Genomic DNA, 20513 nt, shown 5'->3' with positions numbered 1-20513 from the left:
AACACCATCATTAAAATCTCCCAGATTGAGAATACACATGTCGACGTCCAGACTTTCTTTTTTAGACCGCAATTTGACCTTGTGGATTTTTATTGCCATGGCACTTGGGGTGGCAATCGGGGTATTTTTTCCTCAAGCTTCAGTTGCTTTAAATCAAATGCATGTCGGCAGTGTCAATATTCCGATTGCGATTGGTTTGATTGTGATGATGTATCCACCGTTGGCAAAAGTGGACTATGCTGCCTTACCTGAAGTCTTTAAAGATAAATGCACCTTGACACTGTCACTGGTACAAAACTGGTTGATTGCACCATGTCTGATGTTTGTCTTGGCGATCGTGTTTTTACAGTCTTATCCTGAATACATGACTGGACTGATCTTAATTGGTCTGGCACGTTGCATTGCCATGGTTTTGGTCTGGAATGATCTGGCCTGTGGGGATAATCAATATGTTGCAGCATTAGTCGCATTCAATAGTATTTTCCAGATTTTATTCTTCAGCAGTTATGCATGGCTGTTCTTGAGCTTCCTGCCACCGTATTTTGGTGTTGAGGCGCAAGTCATTCAGGTCAGTTTCTGGATGATTACCCAAGCGGTGCTGATCTATTTGGGCATTCCATTTTTATTGGGCTTTTTAACCCGTCTGATTTTAGTCAAACAAAAAGGCTTGGCATGGTATCAAAGCCACTTCCTGCCAAAAATTGGACCGCTGAGTTTAATGGCATTGCTGTTCACGATTGTGGCGATGTTTAGCCTCAAGGGTGGTGAAGTGGTCAGCTTACCGATGGATGTACTGCGTATTGCGATTCCATTGACCATTTATTTCGTGGTGATGTTCTTTATTAGCTTCTTTATGAGCAAATGGATGGGCAACAACTACGCACGTACCACTGCGATTTCATTTACGGCTGCGGGTAATAACTTTGAATTGGCATTGGCTGTTGCGATTGCAACTTTTGGATTGGCATCGCCAGTGGCATTTACCACGGTGATTGGTCCATTGGTGGAAGTGCCTGTGCTGATTGCATTAGTCAGTGTGTCGCTGTGGTTGCGAAAAAAATATTTTAAAACAGAGGTGTTGGGATGAGTTTAGCCAATATTGATTTAGCGTTATTACCAAAGCCAACCCTAGAACAGGTACAAGCAAAAACCGTTGAGCATCCACCACGCATCTTACTGTTGTATGGTTCAAACCGTGAGCGTTCGTATAGCCGTTTGGCAGTGCAAGAAGCGGGTCGAATTCTGGAATACTTTGGTGCTGAAGTCAGAATCTTCCACCCTAAAGGTTTACCTTTGCCAGAAGATGCGGATCTAGAGCATGTAAAAGTCAAAGAGTTGCATGAGCTGTTGGCTTGGTCAGAAGGCATGGTTTGGTGTTCACCTGAACGTCATGGTTCCATGAGTTCGATTTTTAAAGCACAGATTGACTGGATTCCACTCGCTGCAGGTGCCATTCGTGCCACACAAGGTAAAACACTGGCCTTGATGCAAGTCTGTGGCGGTTCGCAATCGTTTAATGCAGTCAATCAAATGCGCATTCTAGGACGTTGGATGCGCATGATCACCATTCCAAACCAGTCTTCCATTCCGAAAGCATTCTTGGAATTTGAAGAAGATGGCTCAATGAAAGCTTCCTCTTTCTACACGCGCATTGTAGATGTGATGGAAGAATTGTATAAATTTACGTTAATGACCCGTGGACAATCCACCTATCTGACCGATCGTTATTCTGAACGTGTTGAAACCGCAGAGCAGTTGTCGAAGCGCGTGAATCAGCGTTCGCTATAAGATAAAAATAAACCCCGAAAGATTCGGGGTTTATTTTTGCAATTCTTTTGAGTGAATTAATAACTTTCTGGCACAGCACTGAGGAATTCACGACGTGATTCTTTATCAGTTTTGAACTCACCGACAAAGGAAACAGTACGTGTCGTCGATTCTTGTTTGCCGACACCGCGCATCATCATGCACATATGCGCAGAATCAATCACCACGGCAACACCGCGGGCTTGCGTAACTTCGGCAACTGCTTCGGCAATTTGCTGAGTCAAGTTTTCTTGAATTTGCAAACGACGTGCGAACATTTCAGTAATACGGGCAAATTTCGATAAGCCAAGCACATGACCTTCAGGTAAATAGGCAATATGTACGCGACCATAGAATGGAAGGAGATGGTGTTCGCAAAGCGAATAAAATTCAATATTTTTCACCAAGACCATTTCACGGTTGTCCGAAGGGAACACCGCTTTATTGGTAACTTCTTCTAACGTCTTACTATAACCAGACGTTAAATACGAAAACGCTTTAGCAGCACGCACAGGTGTATCAACCAAACCTGGACGATTTAGGTCTTCACCAACGGCAGTTAAAATATTTGCGTAGGATTGCTGCATAGACATTAGACGTTTTCACTTACTCTTATATTGAACAAGGACGGCATTGTACCAGAAAACAGTAACAATGCCGTGTTTAATATCAAAATCCGATTATTGATTGTACTTCGGATTTTTCTCTGAACGTTTTAGGAGGACTAAAACCGCACCCGTACCACCCTGATTATCAGGTGCACTCACGAAGGCAAGTACGTCACGATGCTGACGTAACCAGCCATTCACATAGGTTTTTAAAATGGCTTCAGGTCCTTTGCCATGCACTATTTTAATCACATTTTGATTTTCATCTTTTGCTATTTGAATAATTTGCAGGACTGCAGCGCGAGCTTGTTCGATGGTACAGCCATGTAAATCCACGGCTTCAAACCAGCGTAATTTTCCTGCTTTTAAATCTTCAAATACCTTATGTTGTAGCGTTGCAATGCGATAACTCAGGTTGGCTTGGCTCGCCACAGGGTTGAGCATCGCTTGCGTATCTGAAAGTTCAGTCATTTCCGATTCAGTTGGACCTACCGCGGCTGCACGCTTTGCCAGCACTTGCGCATCCAATTTCTTTTTCGGAGTTTTAGCTATAGGCGCAGCATTGCCTGCATCCATTTTTTGCACGCCTTGCATGGATTTTAGAAAGAGTTCGGCATCATCGGGTTCAGCTGCTGCAGTCTGCTTTTGAGATTCAGCCTGCTGTGCAACCGAAGTTGATTGGGGATGATTGATTTGCTTTTTAAAGGCTTTCAGTAAGTTGTACTGATCTTTAGAAAGCGATGAATCATGTTTGCTCATAATGTCCGAAATAACTGCAAGATAAGGTTTAAGCAGCAATTATAGTCGGATTTTCCCGTAATTTGAACTGTATTGCATTTAAGGGGTTGATAGATCTAAAACAATCAGAGGTATTTAGAATCCAAAGTGCGTGTGAATGGACTTGGGTTCACTCAAGCTGAAAAATTTATCTAAAGATGTGCTACTGGCGAAATTATTTTGATTGTCTGATAAAAAATTAGCGGCTGATTTATCGATATTTCTTAGAAGAAATTGTATTGCAAAAGACAGAATCATTCACCTAGGAAAATCAAGAGATGAAAAAATATAAAAGATATATTAAGATATATCTTATTAAGTCTTTCCGATACAGTTGATGCATGAAGATTTGCATTCTCTGTATGCATTTAAAGCTGATGGGAGAGGTGTTGCTTGAAAATCAAGTGATTCCTTTATTGAAAGTATTTTTACAGCAGTTAATTAAGTTTATTCAAGTGCTTAGAAAATCTTTAAGTGCATTCCAAAGTCCGTTCTCCGAATCTCAGTTTGATTGTTCTTATGTAAAAGGTTTTTGAATTTTATGTTAAAAATTCACGTGAAACATATGTCTTGGCTGATGCCTTTATTTTTATCAGGGCTGATGAGTGGCTCACTGTCCTGTTTTATCTTTTTATAAATAGAGGGTTAATGCAAGGTTTTGTCGAAAAGTGGTTGGCAACTTGGGCAATGTCTTGGTTGGTGGCTTATCCACTTATTTTAATTTTCATTCCACTGGTCAGACGACTGTTAATGTTGATTGTTCATGTTCCTGAAAAGTCATGAGCTTCTCATTTTGAACAAGAGCAATCATCAGGGCAAAAGTTTGCCCTGATGCTGTAAAGGCTTAAACTTCTACAGGCTGACCAAATAATGCAGTGAAGGCATGATCAGGGCGGGGTTGCTTCATGAAACTTTCACCGACAAGGAAGCTGTGGATATCATGCTCTTGCATCATACGCACATCTTCTGGAGTCGCTATGCCACTTTCGGTAATCAGCAAACGAGAAGGATCCAGCAATTGCTTTAAACGAATCGAGGTGTTTAAGTCCACATCAAATGTTTTAAGATTGCGGTTGTTTACACCCAATAAGCAGCGATCAGACAATTGCAGCGCACGCTCAAGTTCTTCTTCATCATGCACTTCAACCAATACATCCAAATTCTGCTCGAATGCAGTTTTTGACATTTCTTCGAGTTGTTGATCAGACAAGCATGCCACAATCAGTAAAATACAGTCGGCATTCAAGGCACGTGCTTCAATGACATTGTAAGGATCGACAAGGAAGTCCTTACGCAATGCAGGCAAAGCACAATGCGTACGTGCAATTTGAATATTCTCATCTGCACCTTGGAAAAAATCGACATCCGTTAAAACTGACAAGCAAGCTGCACCTGCTTGCTCATATTGAGCTGCAATTTCAGCAGGATTAAAGTTTTCACGAATAATCCCTTTTGAAGGTGATGCTTTTTTGATTTCAGCAATCACGCCTGGACGTTTCTTCATCAGTGCTTGAGCAAAACCACGCACAGGTGTCGCTGCTTGTGCCCATTGTTCTACATCATGTAGGCTGCGTTGCTTCAGGCGATCTGCCAGTTCTTCATGCTTACGATCAACAATTTTACCTAAAATCGTATTTGCGATATCAACCATGTGGGCATCCTTTCCTTAAGCTTCGTATTGTTTGAGTGTTTTGGTAAATTCAGACAGCACACTCATTTTTTCTAAAGCCTGCCCACCGTAAATAATGTCATGTGCTAAAGCCACACCTTGTTTATAGCTGTTGGCTAAACCAGACACATAAATGCCTGCACCTGCATTTAAGGCAATCATGTCTGCGGCTTTGGCGCCACGATCAGATTTTTTGCGACCCAATGCATCTTTAATCAGTGCCAAACTTTCAGCAGAATCTTCAATGATTAAACCTGTTAGCGTTTGCGATTCAATATCGACATCTTCAGGATTAATCACCCATTCCGTCACTTCACCATCTTTCAGTTCTGCAACATAAGTCGAGGATGCAAGGCTAATTTCATCTAGACCATCTTTGGAGTGCACCACCATCACGTGTTCAGCGCCAAGTTGCTTCATGACTTCTGCAATTGGGCGGCACAATTCATTCGAGAATACGCCAATCACCAAACGCTTTACACCAGCCGGATTCGTAAGCGGGCCGAGTAAGTTGAAGATGCTGCGAATGCCGAGTTCCTTACGTGGACCCACTGCATATTTCATGGCTTTATGATGATTCGGGGCAAACAGGAAACCCACGCCAATTTCACGAATGCAACGCTCAGTTTGTTGCATGTTCAGGTCAAGGTTAATTCCTGCTTGTTCTAACAAGTCAGATGAACCTGATTTGGTTGATACCCCTCGGTTACCATGTTTGGCAATGGTGGCACCAGCCGCCGCGATGACAAAGGCTGAAGCAGTCGAAACGTTAAATAAGTTCTGTCCATCACCACCCGTACCGACAATATCAATCAGGTTTGGAATATCGCTGACATCAATTTTTGTAGCAAACTCACGCATTACGCGTGCAGCCGCTGTAATTTCATCAATACTTTCACCTTTTAAGCGCAATCCCATCATGAGCGCACCAATCTGTGCATCGGTCGCTTCGCCACTCATGATGGTCCGCATGACCTCTTCCATTTGTGGCTGGGTCAGGTGAATGTTCTTGGTAATATGATTTAAAGCTTGTTGAATATTCATTTATGCATAAATCTCTAAAAAGTTTTTGAAGATTTGGTGTCCGTGTTGGCTCAGAATGGATTCAGGGTGGAACTGCACACCTTCTACAGGGAGTGTCTTATGTTTAACGCCCATAATTTCTTCCATAGAGCCATCCACCTCTTGGGTCCAGCAAGTCACTTCTAGGCAATCTGGCAAGCTCGCTTGATCAATCACCAAAGAGTGATAGCGGGTTGCAGAAAACGGGGAAGGTAGATTGCTAAAGATACCTTTGTCACTGTGATACATGTCCGACAAACGACCATGCATGACGGTTTTGGCACGTACAATTTTGCCGCCAAAGGCTTGTCCAATGCTTTGATGACCTAAACACACGCCCAACAACGGAATTTTTCCTGCGAAGTGCTGAATGGCAGGAATTGAAATACCCGCTTCAGACGGAGAGCAAGGTCCTGGACCAATGACCAAATACTTCGGTTGCCATCGTTCAATGTCCTCCAACGTCACGGCATCATTACGGACGACTTTCACTTCTTGATTCAACTCGCCAAAATACTGGACGATGTTGTAAGTAAAAGAGTCATAATTGTCGATCATGAGAAGCATTTCAGATGTAACCTCTTGAGTTGCATAAAGTTATAGCTAGGAATTTTTTTATACTCTTGATGTTGCCCATGCTCTTGGGCACGCGATTTTAATGTGAGCATAAAAAAGCCTGCTATGCGCAGGCTACTTTAGCAGTTTTTACAGGATTTGTGATAATTTCATGCACAATCATCTAGCTAGGACAGGATTAAATTTGTGGTAAACCCAATTGCATGATTCTAATCTTGGTGTCCTTGACGGCATCTTGGACACGGGTTTGAAATTCTTGCATATGTGGAGTCTGTATATGTTGTTCCAAATGGGCTAAAGATTGCCACTTTTCAAACATAATAATTGAATTACAAGACTTGTACTGGAAACTAGCAGTGGTGGCTTGGTCAATATATAGCTCATATCCAAAACAGCCTGACTCCTGTAACACCAAAGGTGTGACCTTTTGAAAAGCCTTCAGCACCGTTTCAAAATGTTCAGCACCTTCATGAATTTGAATTTCTGCAATCACTGTTAGCATATTAAAGCCCTTTATGCCGCAAACAGCGTATCTAAATGTGCACGATAAGCGTCTAAATATTGCGGGACATTGGGCTCTTTAATCACGTCATTCACTATAAACGTGTCTAAACCTTGCATCCCCAAAAATTGATTGGCTTTATGGAATGGTAAATAGACTCCATCCACACCCACACCTTCAAAGAACTGATCTTGATCTTCAAATGCTTCCATTGGGGCATTCCACGTCAGAGAAAGCATATATTTTTTATCGTGAATTAAACCACCTGAGCCATATTTCTTGTTTGCATCACTGCGTGAACGACCATCATTGGCGTATAAAGTCCCATGTCCTATGGTAAACACATCATCCATATATTTTTTCATGGTCCACGGGGCACCCATCCACCAACCTGGCATTTGATAAATAATCACATCCGCCCAAACGTAGTTGTCAATTTCTTGTTGAATGTCATATTCACTATCCGCTCGCGTAATACGAACATTGCATCCCAGTTGGCTTAAATGGGTTTGGGCAAAATCCGTTAAGGTATTGTTCAGTTCACCCTTTGAATGTGCGAATTGTTTTGCACCGTTGACAATCAGAATGTTTTGCATGGTATGACCTTAATAGAATCGCTTGAATTGGGCGAGAGTATAGGGAAGTCATTTGCTTGGAAAAATCGATGAATCTGCAAAACATTATTGACTAAAAATCAATAATTGGGTTTTAGAATTGCATACTGGTCTTAGAATGGACATTCTGAAAAGCGTATTTCAGTCTTGTAATAGCCGCAGATATGGTCATAAACATGAAGTAATTGAGCGATTAAAATCATGATGAATCAATAGATTGAGCAATCTCATTTTCGAGTCTAGGCTTCAATATTCAAAGATTATTCCTGTGTAGAGAAAAATCAAATCCATTCTTTCTAGCTGATTTATCCAGCGATATTCCATGTTTTTGCTTTTTTTTTCTCCAAAACCATTCGGTAACCATTCTTTTGCATGGTTGTTCCATCTTTTAAGGCTGCTACTCTTCAGAAACGGAAGACATCTCAGTGAATGAGTGAAATTCCTAAGTAATATTTTTAAGAGACCCATAATTAGGGACGACTATGGTTTTCTTGGAAATATTCAACTTGTTGAAGATATCGATGTGAAATCGAATGCTTAAAGATAGTAAATATCAGATTCGAAAATAACATAGATATTTGGCTCTTGCGGGATTGCAAGGAGTTGTAGCTAAAAAGGATGTGTAACCATGATGGTTGATAATAAAGAACGAATTGCGATGCAAAAGCAATGCTTAACTTTTAAGCGCTGTGAGCATGAGTATCTTATCATTTTTTCGGCTCTACACAGCTATGTTGAGCAGAATGCTCTTAATTTTGAATTTAACCTTGTTTCCTTGAATGCATTGGATTGAACCGAGTATCCAAATAACGAGCGTTACTTTCTGAATGACAGCTTTAAGAATTGAGAACGACTGCGTAAAAGCAACAAGCTAAAAATATTGAATTGCCCTGACGGGTAGCCATCGAGATTAAATATTCCATTTAATCCTAAATGAGTAGGTGTTTTTCATTGGACCGAAAGACAGTTACTGATTTAAAACCTAACTAAAGGACTAGAGAAGATGATATTGAATAAGAAAAAGTACCTTAGCATTGCCATGCTATCTGTATTTGCAGGTCAAACTTTTGCTGCGGGTTTAGAGCGTTCTCCACAGCAAATTGATGCGTTGTTTGAAAAGGGTACATATGCAGAAGTAAGCTATACCTTTATTGATCCAAATATTACAGGTAAAGATGCGAGTGGACATCATCTTTCTGATATGGCAGAAGATTTCCAGACAGCGGGTTATGCTGCTAAAACTGATTTAAGTTCTGATTTTCGATTAGCCGTTATTTATGATGAACCTTATGGGGCAAAAGTTAAATTCGAAGGTGAAAATGATTTTAAAGCAACAGGTTTGCCAGAAGATGATGCTCATACTCGTGTAGAAGTAAAGTCAAAAAACGTGACCACTTTATTGGGTTATAACCTGAATAAAAACTTTATGGTTTATGCTGGACCTGCATTACAAGATCTACAAGCTGATGTGCATTTGCGTGGGAAATCATACGGTCCTGCAAGTGGTTATAACAACAGTTTCTCTGATATGTCTGTAGGTTGGGTTGCTGGTATGAGCTATGCCAAACCTGAGTTGGGCATTTTGGCATCGTTAACCTACCGTTCGGAAATTGATCACAAATCGACTATTCATGAAGATTTCCCTGCGGCAGGTCTTGTTGGACAATCTAATAAAGGCACAATTACAACGCCAGAGTCTATTAATTTAAACTTACAAACAGGTTTAAACCCAACAACTGCTTTATTTGCCAAAGTACGTTGGGTGCCATGGAGTAATTTTGAATATCGTCCGCCGTTGTTAAAAACAGTGACTACGTCACAGGCACAGCCGAATGGCTTACCGCTACTTGATTACTCTGATGATCAAACAGCTGTTGAAATTGGTTTGGGTAAACGCCTGTCACCAAAACTTGCAATGTCAATTTCAGGCTCATGGGATTCTGGCGCAGGTAATCCTGTAACAACTTTAGGTCCTGTAGAAGGTTATTGGGGGGCAGGTTTAGCGGCTAAATATAATATCAATAATAACGTTGCTTTCAGTATGGGCGGTCGTTATATGTGGTTTGGTGATGCTAAAGGTAAAGTCTCAAGTGGCGCTATTGTGGGTGACTTCCAAGACAATGACGGTTTCATTGTGGGTATGAAGCTTTCTTATTCTTCTAAATAATTATTACTTATTTTTACCAGTTTAGGTCCTTCCTTCTCCCTGAAAATGGGGGAAGGGAATTTTTTTATTATCTTCTTAATTTTCTTTCAAGATTTTTCTGTCTACGCGCTATTCAAACATTCCTCAATTTTTTTATGATCCAAAGTACAGCAACTTTAAGGCATCGTTGGCCTTATTGAGCTAAATCAAGGCAACTTTGCAATCGATTGCTAATCAGTAGTACAGCATTTTTATTTAAACCTATGTTTTTCATGTAAAAATTGAGTTGGCATAAAATTCGCTTTAACAATCTTAACTTGTATACAAGATAGGATGCATAAAGTGAGCAGACTTCAAACTCTCGGTTGGACCATTGCAGAATGGCAAAATGCCTATAAAACCCAACAAATTCAATTGTCCGATTTAATCTCTTGGGTACAAGGATTTGAGCAGCAAGATACAGCATGGATTGCGATTGCGACGGTTGAGCACCTACAGGAACAAATCGCAGAGCTGCAACAACGAACAGTTGAAAGCAAAGCGCTCTTTGAACAGTTTCCGCTTTATGGTCTTCCTTTTGCAGTAAAAGACAATATTGATGTTGCAGGTTTCGCAACCACAGCGGGATGCAAAGTCTTAAATGAGGTTGTAGCGGCAGATGCAGAAACTGTACGTTTGCTCAAGCAAGCAGGGGCGATTGTGGTCGGGAAAACCAATCTTGATCAATTTGCGACTGGCTTGGTGGGAACCCGTTCGCCATTTGGCGCAGTCGTGAATAGTTTTAACCCTGAATATGTCAGTGGGGGTTCAAGTTCAGGTTCTGCCAGTGTGGTTGCGCGAGGATTGGTTCCATTTGCATTAGGCACGGATACCGCAGGGTCGGGTCGTGTGCCTGCTGCCTTTAATAATATTGTCGGTTTAAAACCCACTAAAGGTCGTTTTTCAAACTCTGGCTTGCTACCCGCAGTGAAAAGTATTGACTGTATTTCTGTGTTTACACTAACTGTTGCAGATGCAGAAGTTGTGGCAGAGGTGTTAGAACATTTCGATGTACGGGATAGCTACTCACGTCATAACCCAAAAACTGCGCCTGCAACACTGTCTTCAGTGTTAAATTTTGCGATTCCTAAAAGCTTACAATTCTTTGGTGATGTGCAAGCCGAGCAAGCCTTTCAGCATGCGGTTGCGCAGTTAAAGCAAATGAAAGTCACTTTGACTGAAATTGACTTTACCATTTTTGAACAATTGGCAGCCCAGCTGTATCAAGGGTCTTGGGTTGCTGAGCGAACTGTAGCCGTCGAAGCATTATTGGAACAAGTACCAGAAGCATTTGATCCAACGGTTTTTGAAATTGTGCAACAAGGCAAAAACTATACGGCACTCGATGCCTATAAAGCCGAATATCTCAAAAATGATTTGGCTCGACAAATTCAAGTGCTATTGTCTGAATTTGATGCCTTGGTTGTGCCCACGTCTCCAACGATACATACCCTTGCAGAAATGCAGCAGGAGCCGATTCAGTACAACTCGCATTTTGGCACCTACACCAACTTTACCAATTTAGCTGACTTGAGTGCTTTGGCATTACCCGCAGGTTTCCGCGAGGATGGCTTACCGTTTGGTATCAGCCTGATTGCACCTGCATGGCATGACCGTGCATTGGCAGATTTTGGCCGAAAATGGCAAGCCCATCTGCAATTACCTTTAGGGGTGACAGGGCGTGCATATCCTGAAAATGAATCTTCTGTGTCCGCGCCATCTGCACAGCATATTCGTGTGGCGGTGGTGGGCGCACATTTGACTGGAATGCCACTGAATTTTCAGCTCACCACACGTCAAGCGGTGCATGTGGAAACCACTAAAACTTCAGCGAATTACACCTTATATGCACTGAATGGCACCATTCCGCCAAAACCTGCTTTGGCGCGTCAAGCAGAAGGGCATGAAATTATTGTGGAACTCTGGGATATTCCAACCTCGCGTTTTGGCGAGTTCGTTGCCGAAATTCCAACACCACTGGGCATAGGGAATATCCAACTGATTGATGGTCGCTGGGTGAAAGGATTTATCTGTGAACCGTATGGTCTAGCTGATGCTGAAAATATCAGTCACTTTGGTGGATGGCGTGCCTTTATACAGCATAGAAATGCACAACAGTTGCAAGCAACAGATTATTTTGATTCCCGAAGAGATCTGTTTGGATCAAGCACATGAATGCACTCATGAAGATGAAGTGGAGCATAAACCTTCTTTTTAAAGCTTCGAACATTGTGCTGATCTAAATGGTATTTACTGGGATGAACTTTGCATAAAACTTGCAGTACTAACTGCAAGTGAATGATGTAGATCAGCGTATTGCAATGCAAAAACAATCATCTACTGAGTGGAATGCAGGCTTAGGGCTTGGTAGTAAACGGATTGGGAAGACGAAATGAAAAGTGCGACAAGTAAAAGCGCAGACAATTTATCTGCGCTGGTGTATCAACGCATTAAAAACGACATTTTTGATTTTAAACTCATGCCGGGTGAGCGTTTTACCGAGTCCGAAGTTGCGCAAGCTTATGAAGTCAGTCGAACCCCGATTCGGCAAGCCTTGTATCGTTTGCAACAAGAGGGTTATGTCGAAGTGAGTTTCCGTAGTGGTTGGCAAGTCCGACCACTAAACTTCCGCTATTATGAAGAACTGTATGATGTGCGGATTGTGCTGGAAAAGGATGCGATTGATACACTGACGCAACAGGGCTGTGAGCAATCCAGCGAATTGCAAAAACTGAAAGCAATTTGGATGGTAGAACCGCAAGACTATCTGAAGGACCTCAAACAACTGTCACAACTGGATGAAGATTTTCACTGTGCCTTGGTTCGCGCGGCAGGGAACCATGAGATGGCTCGGATTCACCGCGACTTGAGTGAAAAAATACGGATTATTCGCCGTTTAGATTTCTCGAAACAGTATCGTATTGAAGCGACTTATCAGGAACATCAGCATATTTTAAAGCTGATTTTTAATCGGCAAACGACTGAAGCAATCACAGCCATTGAAACTCATATTCAACAAAGTCGCGATGAAGTGAAAAAAATTACCTTGCATATGTTGGATCCGAGCCAGTTTGTTTAGGGTGCTTGAGGAACTTAAGCGCAAAAAATGAAGATGTCATTTCAATGCTTGCTGCAATAAGCACCTGCTATGCACCTGAAGATTTTGTTATACTATTACATTAAACTTCATCTTTCATTTGGCTTGCGAGCATCTTCATCTTGAAACTGTTGCCCCCACAAAAATCCGTACCCACCCACATTATCTCTGGATTTCTTGGTGCAGGAAAAACCACTTTACTGAACAGTTTATTGGCACAAAAACCTGAAGATGAAGTGTGGGCAGTGCTGATGAATGAGTTTGGTCAAATTGGAGTCGACCAAAATCTGTTGCCGCAAACGGATGGCTATGCAGTCAAAGAACTGTTGGGTGGCTGTCTGTGTTGTAGCAGCCAATTACCGATGCAAATTGCCTTGTCTCGTTTATTGTCTGAAGCCAAACCCGACCGTTTATTCATAGAACCGACTGGCTTAGGGCATCCAGCCCAACTGTTAGAGCAACTGACTGAACCGCATTGGCAAAGCCAAATTCAGATGCGTGCGCCAGTCACCGTGGTGGATGGTTCGCGTTTACATGAGCAAGAATGGGTAAAGCAAAATCTGTATGCCGATCAGCTAAAAGCTGCGCAAATTGTGGTGATTTCCCATACAGAACAAATGCATGCGATAGATGAGCAGGCGTTGCAGCAATTGCAGCAGGAATATCAGGCTTATGCTCAGACATGGTTGAGACCTGCTTTCGGGCAGTTGCAACTGGCACAAATTGATCTGCCTTACCAAGGGGTACAGCGCAGAATTCAGCCCTTAATCCAGATTCAGAAACAGTACAACAGCGATTCCGTTCTGCCTGAAATTAAGCAGCTCCCTTATCATTATGTCGAAACTGCACAGGGCTATAGTGTTGCTGGATGGAAGTTTTCAAAACGTTGGCAATTTGATTTTTATGATTTGCTCGACTTGCTCTGTGAGCAACAGGACTGGCTCAGAATTAAAGGGATTTTCAATACCAACCAAGGCTGGAAAAATTTTAATTTCAATCCCAATCAATTCAATTATCAGTCTGCACCTGAGAATGTCGACAATCGGATTGAAATTATAGTGCCTCAAGAACGGGATTGGGCGTTGTTTGAAGCACAATTATTGGCGTGTCGTATTTAAGCATCTTGTGCCGTTTCAGTAATCGGTTGGGGTTGATTCAGTACTGATTGTGCCTTGGCATGGTCAATATCATGTTCCCAATGTGCAATCACCACCGTGGCGACACAGTTACCGATCAAATTGGTACAAGCACGCATAATCCCAATAAACCAGTCGACTGAAAGTAATAGCACCAAACCAATGGCAGGCAGTGCAGGAATGACCGATAAGGTTGCGGCTAGAATGACCAAAGCTGAACCTGGAATACCGTGTGCACCTTTTGATGTGACCAAAGAGACCAATAAAATGCTGAGTAAGTCGGTCATGGATAGGTCGATATTGCAGGCTTGGGCAATAAAAATAACAGCCAAAGTGAGATAAATGGAAAAACCATCAAGGTTAAATGAATAACCTGTCGGAATGACCAGTCCTACAGTTGAATCTTTAATGCCTAATTTTTTCAGTTTTTGCATGACCCGAGGAAGCACGGAATCGGATGATGCTGTGCCTAAAACAATAGAAAGCTCCGCTTTAAAGTAATTTAAAAACTTGAAAATATTTAAGCCTGTCATTCTTAAAATACTGCCTAGGAGCAGAATCACAAAAGCGATGCAGGTGATATAAAACAGGAGCACCAAATAGCCAAGCTGAGCGAAGGAACTGAGTCCAAACTTTGCCGTGGTATAGGCGACTGAACCCAAGACGCCGAGTGGTGCCAAACGAATGATGAGACCCATCATTTTAAAGAAGACTTCAGAAAATGCTTCTAAAGCTTGGCGTACAATTTCAGCAAATTTTTTGGGAATCAGTAGCATACTGATGCCAAAAATAATGGCAATCAGCAGAACTTGTAAAATATCACCGTTGTTAAATGCAGCAAAAATGGTTTTAGGAATAATGTTTAAAATAAAATCACTGCTTGAACTCAAATGTTCTGCACGTTCGGTATAGACGGCTAAATCTTTGGCATCCAGTGCATTCAGGTCAATATTCATGCCTGCGCCAGGTTTGAAAATATAGGCGACGGCAATCCCGAAAACCAAAGCAATACTGGTGACGATTTCAAAATACAGAATGGTTTTTGCACCCACTTTGCCCATTTTTTTGATGTCTTGTGCACCGTAAATTCCAAGCACCACCACGCAGAAGACAATCGGGGCAATCAGCATTTTAATCAGAGAAATAAAACCATCACCTAAAGGTTTTAAATTAAGTGAAAAATCATGGAAACTAAGACCGAGCGCAATGCCGATCATCAGTGCCAAGACCACTTGTAGGAAAAGGTTATGTTTGAGGTTCTGCCACATGAGCTTCATCTTTTATTCTAGTGTCAGCACTGAAAAAGCAAAAACTCTGCCAAGCTGTCCCAAGGCAGTCAAAATCGAGTATCCTAGTCGCCAAATTTGAGGAACATTTCATGGCGCTAAAAGCAACAATTTATAAGGCAGATTTGAATATTGCCAACATGGATAGTCACCAATATGGGGATTATCAACTGACGATGGCTTTGCACCCATCGGAAACCATTGAACGATTAATGGTACGTATTTTGGCATTTGCTCGTTATGCCAGTGAACAGTTGGAATTTACCAAAGACCTATTTGAAACTGACGAACCTGCATTGTGGGAAAAAGACTTAACAGGTCAATTGGTACGCTGGATTGAAGTGGGTTGCCCTGACGAAGATAAAGTTAAAAAAGCCAGCGCGCGTTGTAAGTCGGTCGCTGTGGTTGCCTATGGCACAGCAGTAGAAGAATGGTATAAGCGTAACAGCAAGTTAAAGACCTTGAGCAATGTTGAGGTGTGGCAATTAACACCTGCAACCACCGAAGCCATTCAGCAACTATGTGAGCGCACCATGCAATTACAATTGAATGTGATGGATGGGGAATGGACACTGATTGGTGATCAGGCACAAGCTCAAATTGAGTGGATTCAGTTACAGTAAAGACAAGCAGATTTGAGGAGTAAGCAAGATGTCAAACGAATTGCAGATTATTGATTTAGTCGTGGGTGAAGGCAAAGAAGCGGTTAAAGGCGCTTTAATCACCACACATTACACTGGCTGGTTAGAAGATGGCACGAAATTCGATTCTTCACTGGATCGTGGCAATTATTTTGAATGTGTCATTGGAACGGGTCGTGTCATTAAAGGCTGGGATCAAGGCATTATGGGCATGAAAGTAGGTGGTAAACGTAAGTTGATTGTGCCTGCACATTTGGCTTATGGCGAACGTAAAATGGGCAATATTATCCCTGCAAACTCAAATCTCATTTTTGAAATTGAGTTATATGATGTGAAAACACGATATTAAGATTATATGAAAAATAAACCTTAGCATGTTGAGGAAAAAGCATGCTAAGGTTAACCCATTACTGAGAATCAACGTATTTTTAGTGTATTAAACTTTATATTAAGATCAAATTCGCGCATAAGGAAAAAACGCGACTTGAATATAACAATACTCAAGCCCTATACGATCCTACATTTTATTTTATATGGGCTGACCTGCTTATGCTTGCTGCTTCAGCAATCCAGTTGGGCACTGTATGAACCAGTCCCCGAGTCTTATTACGTTCATCAAAAAAATATTAATACAGTCAGTTTTGAAGAAAATACCACCAGTTATTTAGCGGGACAGTGGCAGTTTTATCCCAAGCAATTCTTGCAAACAGCGACTCCAGCAATACCCTCTGAAACCGTAATTTTACCTATTTCATTTAAAGAGTTGGGCTATCCGCAAGATACTTACGGGACGTTTGTCGGTCATTTTAAAATTCCCGAAGAGTTTGTTGGACGTCGTATTGGTATCTGGATTCCGAACCAGTATGGTGCTTACCGCATGTATTTAAATGGTGACTTGCTGTTAAGACTGGGTGAGGTCGGTACAACAAATCAAACGCATCAAACTGAAAATGCACCGCGCTTTGCCTATTTTATTGCTGAAAATGAATATTTTACCGTTACCATGCAAGTTTCGAGTTTTCAAAGCTTACATGGTGGTTTAGAAAACCCGATGCGGATCGGGTTGGGTAAAACCATCAACCGCCAATTCCAGCAGTTAATGATGAGTATTGCGGGGGTATGTGGTGCGGTAATTGGTGTGGGCATATTTACCATTCTGTTTGGATTTTTCCGCGGCGTGAAGAATAGTCAGAGCCAAGGTTTCTTGGTTTTTGGTATTTTTATTATCTTTTTAGCCTTACATAATCTCTTTTCAGCACCTTATGTCTATACGGTGTTTACCAATATTGATTGGTTATGGGGAACACGGCTGGAATATATTTTTACCTATTTATCTGCCTTGTTCTTTATTAATTACATGTTTCTGCTCAACAGGCGCTATCTACACCCCGCGATTTATGCCTTCGCCGTGTTTGTGCTCAGTTTTAATATTGTCATTACTTGTTTGTCTATGCCAAATGTATTTGAGCGTTTGGCATTTTACAGTTTCTTGTTCGGCATTATTGTAGTACTGAATTTCGCTTACGGTTTTTATTTAACCCTCAAGCGGCATGAACATTATTCCAGTATCAATTTATGGGCAGTAGTGCTGTTGTGTGTCACGTTCTTGCATGATTTTTTACTCAGTCTAAATTGGATTGATTCGATTAACCTCTCTTTTGCTTCGACCAGTTTTTATGCCTTTTTGATTATGGTGCAACAGTCAAAAAGTTATGCTTATCATTCAGATCGCATTGAGAAACTGAACAATAATTTATTGGAACTCAATTCATCTTTAGATCAAAAAGTGAAAGAGCGGACAGTTCAACTCAGTGAGTTAAATGAAAAGCTGGAGCTACAGGCGCAAACGGATGCCTTAACTGGCGCATTCAATCGCCGTGCCTTAAATACCGAAATTCAGCGCCAATTTAATGAAACGTCACAGCAGCACAATGCGGTGTTGGCTTTTGCCATGTTAGATGTGGATTATTTCAAAAATTATAATGATTACTACGGACACCTAAAAGGCGATGAAATTCTGCAACAGTTGGTACAAGTCGTTCAAAGCAATTTACCAGAACATGCTTATTTGGCGCGTTATGGCGGAGAGGAGTTTGCGGTGATTATCCGTAATATGCCTGTGGTGGTGGTTGAACAGACTTTGCAGCATGTATTGCACATCATTAGGCAGCAGCAATTTGAGCACTTAAATCGTGGCGATCTGAAGCAATACGTCACTATCAGTATCGGGGCGGCGTATATGGATCGTAAACATCAGTATCATGACATCCATGCCTTAATGAAGGCTGCTGATCAACAGCTTTATCTCGCCAAGAATGCAGGGCGAGATCAACTGAAAATTTAACGGTCTAAAGGTACTTAATCATGGGAATGGTTGGCTGTTCGGGTGCGGCATACGTACGAATTTGGAAGCCTTGTTTTTGATAAAAAGCAAGTGCTGTTTGCGTGCTGTCTAGAGTAATCTGTTCCAGATTTCTCAGTTTTAAATGTGCTATTACACTGTTGAGTAAAGCGGTGCCAATGCCTTGACCTTGCAGATCGGGCAGGGTGTAATTCAGCAATATCTTGCCAATATCGCTGACCATAATAAAACCGACTGTTTGTTGGTTTATACTGTAGATCCAACTGTCATTATAGTGCATCCATAACAACAGGTTGCCGTGTGTCATTTTTTCCAGCCATGCCTGAATCTTACTTTCCTCACGTTGATGATCTTGCACACAGGAACGAATACTTTCCTGCAAAACATGAAGAATCTCAGGAATATCCTGAATTTTTGCTGCCCTAATCATTGTTTGTTCTTATTTCCTGAAAACAGGCTTATTTCATGTGAATTCGCCTCGGGATAACAGTGGCGATTTGTTGCTTTTTATGGGTGTTTTGCTATCTCAAATTTATGTAAGCAAATATATAAGAACTTGACCAAGATCACAAAATTGAATGAACTGTATATTCATTTATCTGATTTTAAAGATAATTGGATCAATGCTTGAGTTAAATAGGCGTATTATAGATAGAACTGTAATGCTGAATATACGCCTTATAAGGGGGCAATATGTTTAAAATTATTGTTTTGTGTTTATTGGGCTTTGCCCTTGTTGCGGTTTGGCAGATTTTAATCAAAATTAAAGTAACGGAAAAATATCGCAATCGCTATTTGCTTAAAGCTGTGCCTGCGAATGATGCAATTGAAGTACAGGCAGACCGTTCTGTAGAAGGTCTGATTATTGAAATTGAATATTGTGATCAGGTTTTGTTTGATGATGCGGTGCAGCTGTTTTTCGAACAGAATATTCATACCCGAGATATAGAAGCGGCTGAAGATATTCAACGTAATTTGTTGAAAAAATTACCTGCCAAAGCCTTAACCCAGATTCGTAAACTGGATTTAAATGAGTGGTCGATTTATTGGAATTTCTATGACCAATCACTTGAATACTATGTTGGAAAATACGGGGTGTTTTGCAGTCATGTCGATCGTTATGGCGAAGAGCACAAGTCTGAGTTCAAAACGAAAAGTTAAATGGATGTTATGACTAACACGCGAGTAATCGAGGATGCACCTCTATTGTCCCATCATTTTTTTGGCTTGTGTTCTGTGCAGAATTTATCATAATGTGCCATCGTGTTCATAAAGTGATGGGTTGATGTCTGGACTGGAAATTTTTGCTGTCATCATCAGTGTGATTGGCGTGGCTTTAACAATCAAGCGCAACATGTGGTGTTGGTGGTTTAACTTTCTCGCCTTTGTCTTGTACGCCTATTTGTTCTATACCTTTAAACTCTATGGGGAAACCATCCTGCAGTTCTTCTTCATGGGGCTAAATTTCTATGGTTTCTATCACTGGTTGAAGGGTAAGCAGCAAGACCATGATATTCGCATAGAACCAATCGCCACGCGTACCGTCATTTGGCAAATGGCATTGGCTGCACTGTGTGGTTTGCTCTTTGGTTTAAGTTTGAAATTCTGGACCGATGCAGCAGTCCCGATGCTGGATGCACAATTGGCAGCATTTAGCTTATTGGCAACTTACTGGACCAGTCGTAAGCATATTGCGACGTGGGTATTGTGGGTATTTGTCGATATCATTTACGTTGGGATGTTTATCTATAAAGATCTGCTCTTAACGGCAGGTTTATATGCTGCTTTTGTAGGATTGGCAGGGTTGGGTTGGTGGCAATGGCTGCAAGTCAAAAAGAAACAACAGTTGACCTCAATCAAATCTGCCTAAGCCGAGCTGAGTGTTGTCGTCATGCTGATTGATTTTAACCAAGCCAAATTGAAGCAGTTTGATGATCTCGCGCTCAAGATTATTACTGCACCGCAGGACTACCTGCAATTTGATTCGGTGGCGGACTTTTACCAAGCGACATGGTTGCAGGATTTTCCGAAAGGCACCACGTGGTCTGCTACGGGTCTGGATGATGGCGCGCTCGAGTTTTATGCCCTGATTCAGTATCAGCAGCATTATTTACACATCAATTGTTTATCTGAAATCAGTGCAACTTTTGGCATTTCCAAGTATTAAAACCCAAAACAGGTCAATGACAGCC

The 20513-nt window shown here is 41.5% G+C and carries 21 protein-coding genes and 1 pseudogene; 13 read left to right on the top strand and 9 right to left on the bottom strand.

The window, feature by feature from the left end; all coding sequences use genetic code 11:
• Positions 1 to 37 precede the first annotated feature (37 nt).
• Together arsB and arsH are read left to right on the top strand one after the other, a co-directional pair.
• The gene (gene arsB, locus GWK51_RS09245; protein WP_161933481.1) at positions 38 to 1087 is read left to right on the top strand and encodes an ACR3 family arsenite efflux transporter; all 1050 of its coding nucleotides are present in this window, start codon (positions 38 to 40) and stop codon (positions 1085 to 1087) included.
• Positions 1084 to 1788, top strand: coding sequence for an arsenical resistance protein ArsH (gene arsH, locus GWK51_RS09240; protein ID WP_161933480.1), 705 nt, complete (start codon positions 1084 to 1086; stop codon positions 1786 to 1788). Before arsB ends, arsH begins: the two co-directional genes overlap by 4 nt.
• Before the next feature lie 56 nt (positions 1789 to 1844).
• On the opposite strand, the gene folE is transcribed toward arsH, so the two are convergent.
• Both folE and GWK51_RS09230 read right to left on the bottom strand, forming a co-directional pair.
• The gene (gene folE / locus GWK51_RS09235) at positions 1845 to 2393 is read right to left on the bottom strand and encodes a GTP cyclohydrolase I FolE (RefSeq protein ID WP_171334055.1); all 549 of its coding nucleotides are present in this window, start codon (positions 2391 to 2393) and stop codon (positions 1845 to 1847) included.
• Between the two features lie 93 nt (positions 2394 to 2486).
• Positions 2487 to 3173 (bottom strand): Smr/MutS family protein, encoded by a 687-nt coding sequence (locus GWK51_RS09230; protein ID WP_161933479.1) that lies wholly within the window; start codon positions 3171 to 3173, stop codon positions 2487 to 2489.
• 559 nt (positions 3174 to 3732) lie between these two features.
• Between GWK51_RS09230 and GWK51_RS09225 the strand changes: the two are divergent.
• Positions 3733 to 3974 (top strand): annotated as a pseudogene (locus GWK51_RS09225) (DUF2798 domain-containing protein).
• Between the two features lie 61 nt (positions 3975 to 4035).
• Here the strand turns inward: GWK51_RS09225 and trpC are convergent.
• The 5 genes from trpC to GWK51_RS09200 all read right to left on the bottom strand — a co-directional run bounded on the left by trpC (position 4036) and on the right by GWK51_RS09200 (position 7596).
• Complete coding sequence (gene trpC / locus GWK51_RS09220; RefSeq protein WP_161933478.1) at positions 4036 to 4842, bottom strand: indole-3-glycerol phosphate synthase TrpC; 807 nt, start codon at positions 4840 to 4842, stop codon at positions 4036 to 4038.
• 15 nt (positions 4843 to 4857) lie between these two features.
• A complete protein-coding gene (gene trpD / locus GWK51_RS09215) occupies positions 4858 to 5904 on the bottom strand; it encodes an anthranilate phosphoribosyltransferase (RefSeq protein ID WP_161933477.1) in 1047 nt (348 codons plus the stop codon).
• Positions 5905 to 6489: an anthranilate synthase component II gene (locus GWK51_RS09210; RefSeq protein WP_161933476.1), complete on the bottom strand. Its 585-nt coding sequence runs from the start codon at positions 6487 to 6489 to the stop codon at positions 5905 to 5907.
• A gap of 187 nt (positions 6490 to 6676) precedes the next feature.
• Entirely contained in the window at positions 6677 to 7000 is a 324-nt protein-coding gene (locus GWK51_RS09205; RefSeq protein WP_161933475.1) for a putative quinol monooxygenase, read from the bottom strand.
• Positions 7001 to 7011: 11 nt separating this feature from the next.
• Positions 7012 to 7596: an NAD(P)H-dependent oxidoreductase gene (locus GWK51_RS09200; protein ID WP_161933474.1), complete on the bottom strand. Its 585-nt coding sequence runs from the start codon at positions 7594 to 7596 to the stop codon at positions 7012 to 7014.
• 1021 nt (positions 7597 to 8617) lie between these two features.
• Here GWK51_RS09200 and GWK51_RS09195 point away from each other — a divergent pair.
• From GWK51_RS09195 to GWK51_RS09180, 4 genes are all read left to right on the top strand, one after another.
• Complete coding sequence (locus tag GWK51_RS09195; RefSeq protein WP_161933473.1) at positions 8618 to 9781, top strand: OmpP1/FadL family transporter; 1164 nt, start codon at positions 8618 to 8620, stop codon at positions 9779 to 9781.
• A 321-nt stretch (positions 9782 to 10102) separates the two neighbouring features.
• Positions 10103 to 11974 (top strand): allophanate hydrolase, encoded by a 1872-nt coding sequence (gene atzF / locus GWK51_RS09190; protein ID WP_161933472.1) that lies wholly within the window; start codon positions 10103 to 10105, stop codon positions 11972 to 11974.
• A gap of 217 nt (positions 11975 to 12191) precedes the next feature.
• A complete protein-coding gene (locus GWK51_RS09185) occupies positions 12192 to 12878 on the top strand; it encodes a GntR family transcriptional regulator (RefSeq protein WP_161933471.1) in 687 nt (228 codons plus the stop codon).
• A 140-nt stretch (positions 12879 to 13018) separates the two neighbouring features.
• Positions 13019 to 14014 carry a CobW family GTP-binding protein gene (locus GWK51_RS09180; RefSeq protein WP_161933470.1) on the top strand — a complete coding sequence of 332 codons (996 nt, stop codon included), beginning with the start codon at positions 13019 to 13021 and terminating at the stop codon, positions 14012 to 14014.
• Here GWK51_RS09180 and dctA read toward each other — a convergent pair.
• Positions 14011 to 15300 carry a C4-dicarboxylate transporter DctA gene (dctA, locus tag GWK51_RS09175; protein ID WP_161933469.1) on the bottom strand — a complete coding sequence of 430 codons (1290 nt, stop codon included), beginning with the start codon at positions 15298 to 15300 and terminating at the stop codon, positions 14011 to 14013. The two genes, GWK51_RS09180 and dctA, sit on opposite strands and share 4 nt — an antisense overlap.
• A gap of 110 nt (positions 15301 to 15410) precedes the next feature.
• Here dctA and GWK51_RS09170 point away from each other — a divergent pair, with 110 nt between their 5' ends.
• From GWK51_RS09170 to GWK51_RS09160, 3 genes are all read left to right on the top strand, one after another.
• Positions 15411 to 15941, top strand: coding sequence for a YaeQ family protein (locus tag GWK51_RS09170; protein ID WP_161933468.1), 531 nt, complete (start codon positions 15411 to 15413; stop codon positions 15939 to 15941).
• 28 nt (positions 15942 to 15969) lie between these two features.
• A complete protein-coding gene (locus GWK51_RS09165) occupies positions 15970 to 16308 on the top strand; it encodes an FKBP-type peptidyl-prolyl cis-trans isomerase (RefSeq protein WP_161933467.1) in 339 nt (112 codons plus the stop codon).
• Positions 16309 to 16497: 189 nt separating this feature from the next.
• A complete protein-coding gene (locus GWK51_RS09160; RefSeq protein ID WP_407925977.1) occupies positions 16498 to 18303 on the top strand; it encodes a sensor domain-containing diguanylate cyclase in 1806 nt (601 codons plus the stop codon).
• 4 nt (positions 18304 to 18307) lie between these two features.
• Here GWK51_RS09160 and GWK51_RS09155 read toward each other — a convergent pair whose 3' ends face one another.
• Positions 18308 to 18751: a GNAT family N-acetyltransferase gene (locus GWK51_RS09155; protein WP_161933466.1), complete on the bottom strand. Its 444-nt coding sequence runs from the start codon at positions 18749 to 18751 to the stop codon at positions 18308 to 18310.
• A gap of 263 nt (positions 18752 to 19014) precedes the next feature.
• Between GWK51_RS09155 and GWK51_RS09150 the strand changes: the two genes are divergently transcribed.
• The 3 genes from GWK51_RS09150 (at position 19015) to GWK51_RS09140 (ending at position 20488) form a co-directional block, all read left to right on the top strand.
• Positions 19015 to 19482, top strand: coding sequence for a hypothetical protein (locus GWK51_RS09150; protein ID WP_161933465.1), 468 nt, complete (start codon positions 19015 to 19017; stop codon positions 19480 to 19482).
• 124 nt (positions 19483 to 19606) lie between these two features.
• The gene (gene pnuC, locus GWK51_RS09145) at positions 19607 to 20191 is read left to right on the top strand and encodes a nicotinamide riboside transporter PnuC (RefSeq protein WP_161933464.1); all 585 of its coding nucleotides are present in this window, start codon (positions 19607 to 19609) and stop codon (positions 20189 to 20191) included.
• A gap of 21 nt (positions 20192 to 20212) precedes the next feature.
• On the top strand, positions 20213 to 20488 hold the full coding sequence (locus GWK51_RS09140; protein ID WP_142768160.1) for a hypothetical protein: 276 nt from the start codon (positions 20213 to 20215) through the stop codon (positions 20486 to 20488).
• Positions 20489 to 20513: the final 25 nt, after the last annotated feature.

This window comes from Acinetobacter kanungonis (assembly GCF_009939195.1).
Lineage (GTDB): Bacteria > Pseudomonadota > Gammaproteobacteria > Pseudomonadales > Moraxellaceae > Acinetobacter > Acinetobacter kanungonis.
The sequence above is the reverse complement of the archived record's forward strand: the minus strand, read 5'-3'. Positions and strand labels throughout refer to the sequence as shown.